Below are 13985 nucleotides of genomic sequence, written 5' to 3' on the forward strand. Positions count from 1 at the left end.
CTGTGAGATTTTTTCACGGGCTTTTTCACTTTAGATTAAAAAATTTTAAAACTTAAACTTTTTTAATAAAGATGGTATGGAACCCCTCTTTTCGACTAAATGGAAAAATGGCAACAAAAGTCGGCAAACAGATTATACCTAGAAAAGTAGGATGTCCCTCATAATAAACCTCGATCATTTCAAATTACTCTTTTTCCTCCTTTTTGTTCTCCTTTTCCTTGTCTTTCTTCTTTTTATCCATCTCTTTCTTCTCTTTTTCTTTCTCTTTCTTCTCCTTATCCTTCTCTTTCTTCTCTTTTTCTTTCTCCTTCTTCTCTTTATCTTTCTTCTCCTTATCCTTCTCCTTCTTCTCTTTTTTCTTTATCTCTTTCTCTTTCTTCCTCTGCTCTTCCTCTATCTTCGCCTGCTCTTTTAGCTGTTTGCCTAGTAGAGGTAAGTTAAATTCTTTTTGGTTAAATTCCGTCATAGATTCAGCCAAAGCTGCTTTGAAAATCTTTGTGACAGTAGATCCGCCAGTTCCCATCAAATAATGATTTTCATCTGTTTGATCATATCCCATCCAAACTGCCCCAACAATTTCTGGCGTATATCCAACAAACCAATGATCCTTCGCGCCCCCTGAATTCGCAAAAGGAAGCTCGGTCGTGCCCGTTTTACCTGCTACTTCCCATCCTTCCACTTGAGCGTTTTTTGCTGAACCTTCTTCAACAACGCCCTGAAGCATATATGTTATTTCTTGAGCGACTAGGGGCTTCGTAACACTCGTCTCATTATGATGCCACTTAGCAATGACCTCGCCATCTGCATCTTCAATTTTTTGTATAGAGTGTGCTTCTACCATTACACCATCATTAGGAAATGTGGAATATGCCTGAGCCATTTGTAAAGGCGATACACCTTCACTTAAACCACCAAGTGCTAAACCTAAATTATGATCCTCTTCTTTTAATTTAATACCAAAACGCTCAACAGCATTTATACCGTATTTCAATCCCATTTTATTTAATAACCATACCGGTGGGATGTTGTATGAATTCACCAATGCTTCATACATCGTTACTTCACCATGGAATCGTTTGTCATAGTTCATTGGTTGATACCCGTCAATATTAATAGGTGAATCTTGTAACTTATCATAGATTTCGTATCCTTGCTCCAAAGCAGGAGTATACGCCGCCAATGGTTTCATAGTTGACGCAGGCTGACGTTTTAATTGAGTAGCTCGATTAAATCCTCTAAAAGTATGTTCCCCTCTACCTCCAATTAGTGCAGTGATTCCTCCGGTTGAGGGATTGATGAAGATTGCTCCACTTTGGATTAACTGGTCCGATTGCCCTTCAGGAAACATTTCATTATCTTTATATACCTGTTCAACTGCATTTTGTATTGCAGGATTAAGTTCTGTATAAATATGAAGTCCACCCGAAAGTACCTCATTTTCTGTAAGCCCGTATTGTTCGATCGCTTCTTCAATAATATGGTCTACATAATAAGGATATTTCCCCTTATAATCATCCATCTTTTTGCCCTCTAATTCGATAGGTTGTTCTTTTGCTTTTTTTGCATCGTTTTGAGTTATGTAACCTTCCTTTTCCATTAATGCTAGAACAAGGTCTCTCCGTTGAACTGATTTATTCATATCTTTTAATGGTGACAAAACTGACGGCGCTTTAATCAACCCCGCAAGCATAGCCGACTCACCTAATGTTAATTCACTAACATCTTTGCCGAAGTACGTTTCGGAAGCACGCTGTATGCCCCATGCGCCTTCACCAAAGTAAATCTGGTTTAAGTACCGTTCCATTATTTCGTCTTTATCGTATGTTCGTTCAATTTTCTTCGTCAATATGAGTTCTTTTAACTTTCTCGTATATGTACGTTCTTGTGTTAGAAAGACATTTTTAGCTAACTGCTGTGTAATCGTACTGCCTCCAGCCACTATTTCTCCACTCATCATGTTTTGAGTCAATGCCCGAACAATCCCTATCATATTAATTCCACCATGCTTGTAAAACTTCTGGTCTTCCGTTGCAATTACAGCATGAATAAGATGTTCCGGAATCTGTCCTATACTGACCCCATCTATTTTAGAACCCGTTACCTTGCTGGCTATATCTCCATTTTGATCATAAATAATCGTTGGCTGCGGAGTGGGTTCTTCTAGTTTACTGACATCGCTTGCCCAAACAAAAATATTAAATATGAGGAAACAGCATAATAAAAATACTGAACCCACTGCTATAACCTTCACCATTATTTTTTTATTTTTAACCTTACTCCATATCCGCCCGGTTAATTTTTCTTGCTGTCTTCTTTCCGTTCTTCTCACGTTTTATTCCACCTTCTAGTCTGACGAATCAGCTTCTGCATAAAGGTTATTGTTAGATATGAAATATACATAGTCAATAGGGATTTTGTAATCCGCTACTTTATCCTCTTTTAAATTCTTGCACTTCATAACATTTCTCCTACATTTTATGCCCTTAAATGTAAAATGGGCGCTAATTCTTGTTTAAGAATCTCGCCCAATTGATGAAAATGCTTCTTAAAGTAAAGCACTCCTGAATTATTTTTCTGATAAAAGGATAAGCTTTATCCTGAGGGTTGTTTTAGAGGTATTTACATTCTTATGTCTTTACTAATTATTTTATTAGTATCGGGATTTATATAGATGCCAATAGGTCCCAGAAATCTGTCTCGAGATGTATTAAATATTACTTTCATGACTTTCATTGGATTATTATCTGGGAGTACTTCATCATTAACGCTGAGCTGTTCCTCAGTTACTTTCGCGTCTTTCCAATTCCCCATCACGGTTTCTTTATCCGTATCGCTCAAACTTGCCCAAGCAATTTCCCGCATTTCCATATATACTTTCTCTAATTCAATTACAATTTCTGTTGGCTCTTTTAATGTTGCTACGTGATTTTCATTAGTACAACCTAAACAGATGGAGCTTAACAAAAGGACAAAGATAAATAAAAATAAGTTTTTCATTTGCCACCTCGCCGATATTTCAAAATCTAAGCATTCAAAATACCTCTATCAAAATATGGAATAAAATCACCAACCTAGATTGTCCCCTTAAAATAGGCGCATTTCTAAATTATGAAATACGAATGTGTCGTACCAGTTATGTACTTATTTAGTTTCTTCTTTTGGCCTACTTCTACCGATTATGTACCCTATAATGATTCCCATTAAAAACATGAAAAACCTTTCTACTGAAAAATCATCTGTAAAATATCCCCATATTAACCAACCTGCTATAGACCCCATTATTAAACCCAGTATATTTTTCACTCTTTACCTCCTAAAATTTAAAATGGCTATACTATATTTGTAACTCTGCTGATTGTATAATCAATAGCAGTGAAACCTTTTTGACTACCACAAACGTGACTTTCTCCTTTTTCCCATAAGACAGCTTCACCCATTTGCAATTTTACCTTCTCGTCGCTTTTCCCCTGAACCCAACCTTCTCCCTCAATCACGATAAACAATTGTGGAACAGGTGCTTCATGACGACCTACTAAACCGTTAGCTTCGACATAAATAAATCCAAAATTTGTGGGCGTTTCAGTTTTTATAACTTTATTATAGGTAGTGAAAATTGAATTATAATTCAAAACTGGTTTCGCTTTATCTTTCGTAAAATTTAATAGTTGCAAGATAGAACCCCCTACAAGAATTTATATTTTTTATTTTGATAAAACATTATCCAAGAGTGCTTTACATTATTTATAATCTCTTTGATTTATTTCTTCTCTTAATTTCTTTATTTCTTCCGTCTGTTCCAGAATATTATTGTTCATTCTTCTAATCAAATCATATATAGCAAAGAGACCAACGAAAAATAATATAGCGAATAGTATACCCATCAGTTACCTTCTTTCTTTTTTCTTTAGTTTTATATTCTCTAAAATTACATAGGATTATTTGTACAAAATTTTCACCCTAGAAAATAAATAAGCGCTGATTCCAATTACAGAATCGCGCCAAATGAATTTTAAATAAATCGATACTTACGGGAGAATTGGGAAATAGCCAAAATAACAGTTGCCCCAACTACCAAATCCCAAATTATATTAAAGGGAATTACAAACATCAGTAAACCAAACAAAACAGCTACTGAAGCGCTAATGATCATTGACTGTGCGCTAGTTAATCTATTTTGTAAGAAAAGATAAATTACTAACGGTAATGCCAAAGTAAAAATTGGAATGTAAATTGTGATAAAAGAAAGCTTAAGTAAAGACAACGACAGTACTGCAATTACAAAACCTATAGATGTAGTAAAGGTTCTTCCTAAAGTTTTTTTTCCTGAAATAGAAGCACACAACATAATAGTTAACACAGCAAATAGTCCGGAAATTGAAGCAAATGTATAACCCATCAACAAAGCCGCTATGGAAAGACAAAGTAATGAAATACATGGCAACAGCAAGATTAATGGTTGTTGCTCTTTTTCGATATTCATCACATTAGAAAACCCTACTAGGAATAATAAAGAAAATGGAATCGCTAATAATCCTAATTCAATTTGATTAATATAACTAACTTCAAGATCACCAAACAAAACAATGATTAATGATGCGCTAATTTGCCCAACAATTAACCAAAAGCCTGAAAGATTAAATTTCTGAGTAAGCTTCGTTGTCATTACGATCAAAACCAAGCCTACTAACAGCGTTAAATATAACAAACTTCCCACCACCTCATTATGCACTGGAATAGTAAATCCAAATAAGTCTAATATAATCGGCCACCGCCTATATCCTACCACAAAAAACTAATTCTTCAAATACTGCATTTACTTAAAATATTCTCTATATGCATTGATGAAAGCTTCAGGTGAGGATTTCACGATATACGTATATACACCTTGCAACGTATGTAAATAAAGGATCCCTCCCTGCTTTGCAATTTCCCGGTACGAAAAATCCATTACAATTTTAATCGGAAACACTCTATTTTGTGTAACGACTTTATCATTGTATAAATAAATGATCCGGTCATGTACAATTTCAAACTGTTCAGTACTTGTCACGGTTCTTTCTACTTTAATATAAGGATGTTGCGCGATCAAATTCATGTGATCCTCCTAAAGCAAAGACTTATTGAATATATTAGCACAAACAGATTATTTATTTAGTGAAACGGACACACCTTCACTTTATTAAGTAAAAAGGAGAAATTCATCATCATGAATTCCACCGATAGTTGGTTTTAAAATTTCTCCACACCAAAATATTCAGTTAAAGGTTGCTGTCGCCCTTTTTCATGCCATTCTTCATATTTGCTAAATACCTTTTTTACGTCGCCTTCATAGCGACATTCTACTAAAAAATGAATTGCAGCGGTGCTTCTCCAATAATTGAGCATAATTGAAGCTAACGATGTTTGATGATAACTACCTGCTCCAAAGTCGTCTAATGAAAAGCCTCCATACTTTGGCTTAAATAGTTTAATCAATAAGTTTTCATTTTTCCTTAATTCATTATATCGCTGTTCCGATAATGTCATTCTTTGAGAGAGATATTCACACATCCCTTCTTCAAACCAAATACTGTTATTGCGCTCATCTTCAAACTCATCAGGAAAAAGTTCAATATGATGTGTTAATTCATGAGCTAAAATACAAAAAACGTCATCGATCGTCAGTGATTGGAAATATTGTTTTATGTACTCAATTCATCACTTTTCTCTAATTCCTCACCATCGAATAGCGAAAGGTAAAACGCCTTCCATTCACTAACACTTGGCGACATATAAATGGTTTCCCGATTAGTATAGGCTGGGACAGGGACTTGCGAAAATACGGTAGTAGCATTCTTACTACTCGTCCAAACAATTGTTTTAGGTAACTCTATGAGCTCAAATTGGTTAATTAACAATTCTTTATACATATTCAAATTGTTATTTAATAATTGAATTTCGTCTTTATAGTTTTCAAAATCCTGTATGCTTTCAAAAGCATAAATTTGTTTGATCACTTCCCTTCCCCCCACTCTCACCTTTTATTATCAGCCTGATTTTTACGATGTAACTCTGAAAGATCTCTAATATATATTAATGAATAGTTATCTCTAATATCGACTTCAAAAAAGTAATAGGTATTCGTAACTTTATCCTTAACTTCTATTTCAAACAACCCCATTCCTCTTCGGAAATTGTTTTCTACTAAAATTATATTTTCCCCATCAATCCCATAGTTAGTCTCCATATAGCCTTCCACATAATTGAATACAACCGCGCTTCGAGATTTAATATTAAAATAATTGAAAGCAACAAAAACAGCAACTATACAAAATAATAGATTAAAGAGAATTATTTTTTTCATGTGCCTTTCCTCCGTCTAAATTTATTCTTTAACAACCAGTTCACAAGGTAAATTTAAATAATCATTTATTACGTAGTCGGGCCACTTCTTCTAACATTAAAATAAACTTTACTCGCTCTTTTTCACAACGAATTAATCTATTTACACGCATAGAACTTTGTAAGTACTTTCTAATTTTTAAGCTTAAATAAAATGAACGCTGATGCTCCTCCATTTTATATACTTCATTAAACCAAGAATAGCCTTTTAATTTTTCTATATTCTTTTCTATCTTTTCTGTATTTAACCCTTTACCACCACTCAAATCAAAGAAATTCACACCTGATATAATACTTGAAATTATAGTAAGCAAAATTCCTAATAATGCTACTATCCCTCTGCCGAACTTATTCAAAATAATCCTCCTTTATACAAGGTTAGGCCTATATTAGCATATTTCAGTCCCTACCTTCGTTGGATGTCGGGATATAGTGGAAATCCATCTGATGGGTTGCAGGTACTTCGATTAATTAGAGAGTAGATAATAAAAAACACTCAGTTCAAAAATACTGAGTGTTTTGGCATGTGATCAATTAATATTTTTCCCCTTACGCGAACCGGAAGCTTTACAATAATCCATTCTTAATCCGCTTCACAATACTGAATGTCGTATAGAGCGAAATTGGCCCTAATACTGCGGCAATGATCAGCCATGTCGTTAAGCCGTCTGTCGCCTTCAGCATTTCCAAGTTTGTTCTTATGTACACAACGACCCCAAATAACAGAATATAGCTCATGACATTTGGAAAAATAACTAGCAATCGTAATACTTTCGGTGAAATTGTCGGTTGCTGCATCATTCATCCCCCTTTCCTCCATTATAGCGGAATATTTCTGTAATTGAACAAAATTCTCTCGAAAAAGTAAAGAGGCATATAGTCAACATTCACCCCGTTTACTATACACCTCGATTTAATTCATCTATTCAATTTCCAGCAATTCGTTTTTCCGCCACTCATATTGACTGAAATCATTTGCTAAGTAGCTGTTTTCGAAGATCGCTTTTGCTTCTTCCAAAAACGGAATCAGATCATGCTTTAAAAAACGGGCGCTTATATGATTCAACAGCAAATATCTCGCTTGTGCCTCTTTCGCGATTTTTGCCGCTTCCGTATTCGTCGCATGTCCATACTTGCCCGCCAGCTCAATTGTAGAATGGTCAAAGGTTGCTTCGTGTACGACAACATCCGCATTTTGTGCTAAACGGATACTGTTTTCGCAATACTTTGTATCCCCTAAAATTGCAACAGTGAATCCTTGATGTGGTGGTGATGTTACATCACTGCCTTTGACAACAGTACCATCTTCCAGTTGTACTGAATGACCTGCTTTTAATTGGCCTAATAACGGACCTTTTGGCACACCTAATGCTAAAGCCTTGTCGATCAGCAGCTCGCCCTGCATCGGCTTTTGTTCAATCCGGTAGCCGAAACATGGGACAACATGCTGAAGCGACAGTGCACGTACCGTAAACTTCTCATCTTCAAATACGATGCCTTCTTTTACTTCGACAAATTCAATCGGATATGTTAAATGGGTTTTAGATAATTGTAATGTTTGTTCAATCCATTGTTGTAATCCCGCCGGCCCGTAAATTGTAAGTATGTCCTCCCCGCCTAAAAAGGAACGGGAACTTAAAAAGCCGGGCAGCCCGAAAATATGGTCGCCGTGTAAATGTGTAATAAAGATTTTATCGATTTTGCGCGGTTTAACCGTTGTATGCAAAATCTGGTGCTGTGTCGCTTCCCCGCAGTCAAACAGCCAAATAGAGCCCCGTTCTTCCAGCATTTTGAATGCGATCGAACTCGTATTGCGTTCTTTTGACGGCATCCCTGCACCAGTGCCTAAAAATTGGATTTGCATGTCATTTCCTCCTAACACGAGTTTAGTTTGCCTCATGTAGAAGCTTTTTACTATCGTTGTATTTATTATAGGTTGCAAATAAGTATATGCAAAGAAAAAAAGGGGCGGCAAAAGAAATGATCATATGGAATGATAAAAATTCCTCTCTTCAACACTTGATTAGCAGAAAAATTAAGGTTGGCTTTCCTTAATCCTTATTAAAAACCTCCACCTTGGCTAAACTGACTATTCAACTAATCCTTCCTTATCATTAAACATATAGTAATGAAACAAACGATTGGAGTTGAAAAAATGAGCATTATTTTATGGATGACGGTGATATCCGGAACCTTAATTGCCGTCTTTGCGGATAATAAAAAATGTAAAAAGAAAATCACTTAAGTACAAGAGACCCTTTCCTGAAACCGGAAAGGGTCTTTTAAACATGAACAATCTCTTTAATTAAAACGTACGCTCATACCAAGCCTTCGCTTTTTGTACTTCATTCATCGTCAGCTGGTGACCGTTTGATTCCCATTCTAATGTCACGTTTGCTCCTGCATCCGTTAAGTAACGCTCCAGATCAATCGCTTCTTGCTGCGGGCAAATCGGGTCATTCACTCCTGCTGCGATAAATACTTGTGTGCCGTCTTGTTTCGCAACAGCTGCCTCATGATTCGGAACCATTGGATGATGCAGAACCGCACCTTTTAATGCATTTTCATATTCAAACAACAGGTTTGCTGCGATATTGGCACCGTTTGAATAACCGATTGCAATAATGTTTTGACGGTCAAAGCCGTACTCACTTGCTTTCTCGCCGATAAATTCATACAGTTCCTTCGTACGGAAGGCCAAATCTTCCATATCAAAAACACCTTCAGCTAAACGTCGGAAAAATCGCGGCATCCCGTGTTCCAATATATTGCCTCGTACACTTAAAACCGATGCTTCCGGATCAATGATTTCTGCCAGTGCAAGCAGGCTGTTCTCATCTCCGCCTGTCCCGTGAAGCAGTAAAAATACCGGCTTGTCTTCTTTACCTTTACTAAAAATATAGTTCATCGGACATTCTCCATTCTCAATTTGATAGTCGAATTACTCGTATTCCTTCTCGATTGTTTTTGTTGAGCGTACTGTATCAATCGGACGCACAACACTTTCGATATAGTCGCGTTTGCTCTCTAAGAATGGCGGCAACGAAAGGTTTTCCCCTACTGTTTCGTATGGCTCGTCGCCCATGAATCCTGGTCCATCTGTTGCCCATTCAAATAAAATCCCCGGTGCTACACGTGCATAGAGCGATTCAAAGAAGAAACGGTCCACATAGCCTGATGTACCAAACCCGAAGCTTTCAAGACGGCCGATCCATTCACGCAATACGGCTGTATCTTCTACACGGAATGCTGCATGGTGAACTGTACCGAATCCCTGACGGCCTGGCTGTAATACCGTATTGTGCTCGACAATAACAGATGCCCCGTTACCGCCTTCTCCTACTTCAAATAAATGCAGCGAATCTTCTTTGCCTGTTTGACGCATTACTAGTACTTTTTCAAGTACTTCCTTGAAATAATCGAAGTTTGAAACGCGCACATGAATCGGACCTAACCCTGTAATCGCAAACTCCAATGGAATCGGACCTTTTTGCCAAGGTGTACCTGAAGCGATCCCTTCATTGTTTTCATCTGAAATGAGCATATATTGCTGGTCATCGAAATCGACGAATGATAATGTTTTCTTGCCGAATAATGGTTTGATACCTTCATGCTGTACCTTCAGACGGTCAAAACGTTTTACCCAATAATCCAGTGCCGCATCATTCGGTACACGGAAAGCTGTTTTGTAAATTTCATCCGTACCGTGACGACCTTTCGGGATACCCGGGAAATCAAAGAATGTCATATCTGTTCCTGCAGAACCTTTATCATCCGCGAAAAACAGGTGGTATGTTTGAATATCATCCTGGTTGACAGTTTTTTTCACTAGTCGCATTCCTAATACATATGTGAAAAATTCATAGTTTTTTTCTGCACTGCTTGTAATGGCTGTTACGTGGTGGATTCCTTTAATATGGTTCATCTGTATTGCCTCCATTTTTCTCGATATCGAGATATTAGTTTAAGAAAAATGCACCGATACCGATGCTTCTCATCAATCTAAAATTTGTTCGCATGGTGCCCTACACGCTTTAAATAGTCTGTAAAGTTTTGCAGTTCTTCATCCGACAGCACATCAAAAATCGATGCAATCTTCTCTTCATGTGAAGGGAAAATCGATTCAATCATCTGTTTTCCTTCATCCGTTAATGAAACAAACGTAACACGGCGGTCTGTCGGACAGGCAACACGTGCCACGAGATTTTTCTTCTCCAGCTTATCGACAACATACGTAATGCTGCTGCTTGCGATCAATACTTTTTTACCGATGATTTGGATAGGCTGATCTCCTTTATGATAAAGCAATTCCATCACGGCAAATTCCGTTAAATTCAGATCATGCTGCTGGATATCTTTTTTCGTCGCTTCTTGAACGGATGTCTGTGCCCGATGTAAAACAGTAAATGCTTTTAATTGTTTGTCATATTTACTCATAAAGTACCCTCCTTCCTGTTATCACGAATTCATTTATCTTTAATTCGAGATAAATATACCATGTAAAAAATGCAGTGTCAAACAAAAAACGTTCCAATCCAGGTTCACACCGAATTGAAACGTTTCTACTATTCACATATTAAAACTTGGCGTTCGAATTTCCCTTTTTTCAATACGGCTCGATCGATAATTGTTAAACCGGCTTCGTGGATTTTATCGTCCATCGATTCGATTGTCACAATAATGACCCGCTTTGCAATCCGACGAGCATTTGTAATGATGCTTTGCTGCAGTTCACCCGTAATATGCGTAAATAAATTGTACGGCATATCAATAATTGCCACATCATAGCCTTCACTTGCCTCTTCAATTGGTCCAATCTCTACATTCGGTTCATAGCCGAAATGGCGAAGATTAATTTGGGAACCCCATACAACACGTTTGTTGATGTCGCGCCCTTCAATCGCAATGCCCATGCTCATCGCTTCCACAAGCACTGTACCGATACCGCAGCAAGGATCAATCACCTTTAATCCGTCCGGAAACGGTACCGCGATATTGACAATCGCACGGGCATCCCGTGTACTCAGTGCCGTGGAGTACATTTCAGGCTTTTGCATATGCTTCAGCCAAACCGCTTCACCGTATGTAAGCTCGCCTAAATAATAGCGCTCCTCATGAATCACAAGACCCAATACTACATCCGGCTTTACAAGTTCCGGTTCGGCATTGATTGCTGAGCTAACGCGAATCATATAGTCGTTTCGAATCGCCCGGTTAAGTTTTGGCTTAATCCCATCACTACTATTGTTCAAACAATGAATTTTGTAAGTCTTTTGTCCAAGCTCCAGCTGTGCCGCCATTTCTACCAGTTGCTCTATTGAATTCGCTTCATGGAAAACAGCTAACCTTGAACGCATATACGGACTACGACTCGGCTCTATTTTTTCCTGGCTAATTAAAACATTTCCTTCCACGTGAAAGTTAAAAAATGTGCGCATTTCCAAACGTGAAAGATCATATTCATCTCTTTGCCAAGTAAAACTATATAAGTATTTTTGCGTCATTTATTTCTCGACTGTCGATAATAATTGCGCAACAAATTGGTAAAGCATTTCACAAACTTCTGTAATCGTCATCTTCTCATGGAAGCCTTCGATACAGTCAACCGCAATGTTCAGTTCCCAAAGGCCTTCTTGTCCGGAGAACGCTGCACTGCTGCTTCCTAATGCAGATTTCACATTGTCTTTCAAATATTGACGAATTACTTCACCATGTTTCTTTTGCAGTTTCAAGCCGAATAATGCCGTATACAGATTAAATGCATCATCAAATTCAAGTGCTACCGCATCGATGCGAATATCGTTGAATTGTGCACATTCCACATAAATAAATTCCCCTTGATTGTCCTTTAAATAGTGGATTGGTGTAGATGCAAATGCATTACTTTCAGCTGTAATTGTATCTTCTGTTTCTTTACTGCATCGTTCTAAAACTTCTAAATGTAATTGTACCATGATTATAATTCCTTTCGATTCCATATTCGCCCATTAAAAAATCACCTAGTCCAGTATACATGACTATTGTTTAAAGCGCATTAGAAAGAAATTTCTTTCAAAACGGTAAACCTCGTATTTATGAATGATGCATTTTTTCTTTATGCTGAACCTTCACAAATGCCGCACCCGATTTCATAAATGAATAGAGCACAACGATACAGAAACTAAACAATAATGTCCCTGTAAATACAAAGCCGGATGTTCCTACCAGATCAAGTGCGCCTAATAATGAAGACCCTGCGACTACCCCAATGGAGAAGAACGCGTAAAAATAACCGTATGCTTTCCCGCGAGTCTGTTCAGTCGTTGCTTCAATTAATAGGGCATTAATAGAAGGGAATAAAAACGCAAATCCGATTCCGTAAAGTGCCAGTATTGCATACAGCCATGACATTTCCGTTGTCAGACCGATGCCGATTTGAGCAAGTCCGAGTAGTAGCACTCCGGCAAACAATGTTACTTGCGGATTTAAATAATCGAAAATTTTGTTCGTCGGTAATATAAAGATCAGGACCGCGACAATACCGAATACACTTAGTAATGTACCGGATACTCGCGAACCATACCCTAAATCCTGCACGTAAATCGGCAATAAATATGCGAGAACGCCTTGTGAAAACATAAGGAAAAATGCACCGCCATATGCTTTTAAAATACCGCTGTTCCAATTGAACTTTTCGGTTGCCTTCTGCTTATCCCGTTTTGGTAACGGTGATTTGCGTAAAAACAGGAATAAGCCGATCAATAGAATAATGCCATATAGTGCAACGATTCCCAGCACATTCGGCACCGAAATTTTACTCGCTAAAATTCCGCTTGAAGCAGGGCCGACAATTGCCGCAATACCGACAAACGAGCCTGTAACCGCGCTTCCGCTCCCCTGTTCATTGGATGCACGCATATTCGCAAGCAATGTAAAGGCAGCCGGAGTAATAAAACCGCTGCTGAACCCGTGAATACAGCGGACGATTAAAAGTGCCGTCGCATTATCGACAAGCTGGTAACATAATAGCGAGATCGCAGACGTAAACAGACCGAATACTAAAATGCGAAATGCCCCAATTTTATCAGTAAAAATACCGGAAAAGATATTGCCGAATGTGTTCATAAATGAATATAGACCAACGACAATCCCCGCGATAAAAGTTGTCGCGCCGACCGACAGTGCATATGTACTCATGATCGGCAGCTGGACGAACAGATCGAAAAACGAGAAGAAAATGATGGCGTAAACGAGCCAATGTTTCGGAAATGGCTTTGTATGTAATGATGGTTGCATTTTTTTCAGTTTATTATCAAGCAGAAAATTGCCAAATGGGATAAATGCGACGAGCACGCTTAACAATGACCAGCCGATATGCCATTGAATGCGCAGTTGCACGATGACGATTGCAAGAAAATAAACCATAAAAATACCGCCGTGTACGCTGCCGTTTACCGTCACAACTTGCGGTAAATCCGCGAAATACTTAAGCGGCATGGAAATAAGTAATAACGTAATGAGCGAAATCCCATCGAGTAAGCCCATTATTCGTAAAAACCGGATCGGATGAATACTCATATTGTCCTCCTGAAGCATAATATCAACCCTATTATAGCATGGGTCTT

The 13985-nt window shown here is 37.8% G+C and carries 18 protein-coding genes; all 18 read right to left on the minus strand.

The features are described 5' to 3' along the window. Positions 1-184 precede the first annotated feature (184 nt). The 18 genes from ACQKN3_RS06170 to ACQKN3_RS06255 all read right to left on the minus strand — a co-directional run bounded on the left by ACQKN3_RS06170 (position 185) and on the right by ACQKN3_RS06255 (position 13938). Entirely contained in the window at positions 185-2329 is a 2145-nt protein-coding gene (locus tag ACQKN3_RS06170) for a transglycosylase domain-containing protein (protein WP_427710188.1), read from the minus strand. A 290-nt stretch (positions 2330-2619) separates the two neighbouring features. Beyond that, positions 2620-2997, minus strand: a complete 378-nt coding sequence (locus ACQKN3_RS06175) for a hypothetical protein (RefSeq protein ID WP_065216171.1) — start codon at positions 2995-2997, stop codon at positions 2620-2622. A 144-nt stretch (positions 2998-3141) separates the two neighbouring features. Continuing rightward, positions 3142-3303 carry a tRNA U-34 5-methylaminomethyl-2-thiouridine biosynthesis protein gene (locus ACQKN3_RS06180; RefSeq protein ID WP_065216172.1) on the minus strand — a complete coding sequence of 54 codons (162 nt, stop codon included), beginning with the start codon at positions 3301-3303 and terminating at the stop codon, positions 3142-3144. Between the two features lie 26 nt (positions 3304-3329). Then, a complete protein-coding gene (locus ACQKN3_RS06185; protein WP_427710191.1) occupies positions 3330-3671 on the minus strand; it encodes a cupin domain-containing protein in 342 nt (113 codons plus the stop codon). 338 nt (positions 3672-4009) lie between these two features. Then, on the minus strand, positions 4010-4714 hold the full coding sequence (locus tag ACQKN3_RS06190) for a UDP-N-acetylmuramyl pentapeptide phosphotransferase (protein ID WP_238541496.1): 705 nt from the start codon (positions 4712-4714) through the stop codon (positions 4010-4012). 99 nt (positions 4715-4813) lie between these two features. Beyond that, a complete protein-coding gene (locus ACQKN3_RS06195; RefSeq protein WP_008407889.1) occupies positions 4814-5095 on the minus strand; it encodes a hypothetical protein in 282 nt (93 codons plus the stop codon). Between the two features lie 134 nt (positions 5096-5229). Then, the gene (locus ACQKN3_RS06200) at positions 5230-5550 is read right to left on the minus strand and encodes a hypothetical protein (RefSeq protein ID WP_427710193.1); all 321 of its coding nucleotides are present in this window, start codon (positions 5548-5550) and stop codon (positions 5230-5232) included. A 131-nt stretch (positions 5551-5681) separates the two neighbouring features. Next, a complete protein-coding gene (locus ACQKN3_RS06205) occupies positions 5682-5996 on the minus strand; it encodes a hypothetical protein (RefSeq protein ID WP_427710195.1) in 315 nt (104 codons plus the stop codon). Between the two features lie 17 nt (positions 5997-6013). Continuing rightward, a complete protein-coding gene (locus tag ACQKN3_RS06210; RefSeq protein WP_427710197.1) occupies positions 6014-6343 on the minus strand; it encodes a histidine kinase in 330 nt (109 codons plus the stop codon). Between the two features lie 61 nt (positions 6344-6404). Further along, positions 6405-6737, minus strand: coding sequence for a nitrite reductase (locus ACQKN3_RS06215; protein ID WP_340735011.1), 333 nt, complete (start codon positions 6735-6737; stop codon positions 6405-6407). A gap of 211 nt (positions 6738-6948) precedes the next feature. Beyond that, the gene (locus tag ACQKN3_RS06220; protein ID WP_251688276.1) at positions 6949-7179 is read right to left on the minus strand and encodes an acyl-phosphate glycerol 3-phosphate acyltransferase; all 231 of its coding nucleotides are present in this window, start codon (positions 7177-7179) and stop codon (positions 6949-6951) included. 124 nt (positions 7180-7303) lie between these two features. Further along, positions 7304-8245, minus strand: a complete 942-nt coding sequence (gene rnz / locus ACQKN3_RS06225; protein ID WP_427710199.1) for a ribonuclease Z — start codon at positions 8243-8245, stop codon at positions 7304-7306. Between the two features lie 441 nt (positions 8246-8686). Beyond that, the gene (locus ACQKN3_RS06230) at positions 8687-9289 is read right to left on the minus strand and encodes an alpha/beta hydrolase (protein ID WP_427710201.1); all 603 of its coding nucleotides are present in this window, start codon (positions 9287-9289) and stop codon (positions 8687-8689) included. 33 nt (positions 9290-9322) lie between these two features. After that, positions 9323-10306, minus strand: a complete 984-nt coding sequence (locus ACQKN3_RS06235; protein ID WP_427710203.1) for a ring-cleaving dioxygenase — start codon at positions 10304-10306, stop codon at positions 9323-9325. Positions 10307-10383: 77 nt separating this feature from the next. Further along, a complete protein-coding gene (locus ACQKN3_RS06240; protein ID WP_251688284.1) occupies positions 10384-10818 on the minus strand; it encodes a MarR family winged helix-turn-helix transcriptional regulator in 435 nt (144 codons plus the stop codon). A gap of 128 nt (positions 10819-10946) precedes the next feature. Then, positions 10947-11885 carry a TRM11 family SAM-dependent methyltransferase gene (locus ACQKN3_RS06245; RefSeq protein ID WP_427710206.1) on the minus strand — a complete coding sequence of 313 codons (939 nt, stop codon included), beginning with the start codon at positions 11883-11885 and terminating at the stop codon, positions 10947-10949. Continuing rightward, positions 11886-12335, minus strand: coding sequence for a protoporphyrinogen oxidase (locus tag ACQKN3_RS06250; RefSeq protein WP_251688286.1), 450 nt, complete (start codon positions 12333-12335; stop codon positions 11886-11888). It abuts the gene before it with no gap. Positions 12336-12453: 118 nt separating this feature from the next. Then, complete coding sequence (locus ACQKN3_RS06255; RefSeq protein ID WP_427710208.1) at positions 12454-13938, minus strand: MFS transporter; 1485 nt, start codon at positions 13936-13938, stop codon at positions 12454-12456. Positions 13939-13985 lie beyond the last annotated feature (47 nt).

The organism is Solibacillus sp. NPDC093137 (assembly GCF_050280445.1).
Lineage (GTDB): Bacteria > Bacillota > Bacilli > Bacillales_A > Planococcaceae > Solibacillus > Solibacillus isronensis_B.